The 744-nt window shown below is 64.5% G+C and carries 1 protein-coding gene; it reads left to right on the top strand.

Features of this window, described 5'->3' with window-relative positions:
• A partial coding sequence (locus EOC93_RS33580) for an MFS transporter (protein ID WP_348627621.1) occupies positions 1–692 on the top strand: 692 nt, incomplete at its 5' end.
• Positions 693–744 lie beyond the last annotated feature (52 nt).

The following is a 744-nucleotide window of genomic DNA, read 5'->3' as shown; positions in this document are numbered from 1 at the left end:
ATGTCATCCCGGCCGCAGGGTCGGCGGGCGGCTTCATCGTTCTTGCCGTCGTCTGCGTCGTGTCGCTGGTGGTCGCCTTCACTGTTCCCGGTGACTATGCCGACCTGCCCAAGGAGGAGAACCTGGTCAATGTGCTGACGCTTCCCTCAACGACCGCGCTGCTGTCCGTCTTCTGCTATTTCATGTTCTTCGGCGCGGTCTGGGCCTTTCTGGAACCGCTTGGCGCACAGTATGGCATCGATGGCCGCACCGTCGGCCTGATCGTCTCGGCCAGCCTCGCCGTGCAGGTCCTGGGTGCTATGACGGCCACCGTGTTCGAGGCGCGCATCGATTATCGCCTTGCCATCGCGGCGATCGGCGTCGTCGCGCTTGTCAGCTCCCTGGTTCTTGCCAGTAGCCCTGGCCTGACAACGTTCTGGGTCGCTGCCTTGGCCATGGGCTTTATCCTGCTGTTCATCGTGCCCTACCAGATACGTCTGGCGATCACCGCCGACGAGACGCGGACCGCCGTGCTGCTGGTGCCGGCAGCCCAGCTTTTCGGCCTGGCGATCGGGCCGATCGCAGCGTCGCTGCTCATCGATGGCAAGGATTTCCGGCCGGTGCCGGAATTCGCCGCCGCCAGCGCGGCGGCAAGCGTGGCGCTGCTCGGTCTCTTCGTTCTTGTGTCACGTCGCCGTCGTGCGGTTGCCTGAGCGGGGAGCGCCATGTCGAACACTTGGAGCAACTGGTCGGGCTTCGTAAGTG

The sequence above is a fragment of the Mesorhizobium sp. M6A.T.Ce.TU.002.03.1.1 genome (assembly GCF_003997275.1).
Taxonomy (GTDB): Bacteria; Pseudomonadota; Alphaproteobacteria; order Rhizobiales; family Rhizobiaceae; genus Mesorhizobium; species Mesorhizobium mediterraneum.
Note: the sequence above shows the minus strand (reverse complement) of the source record. Positions and strands in the feature narration are given on the sequence as shown.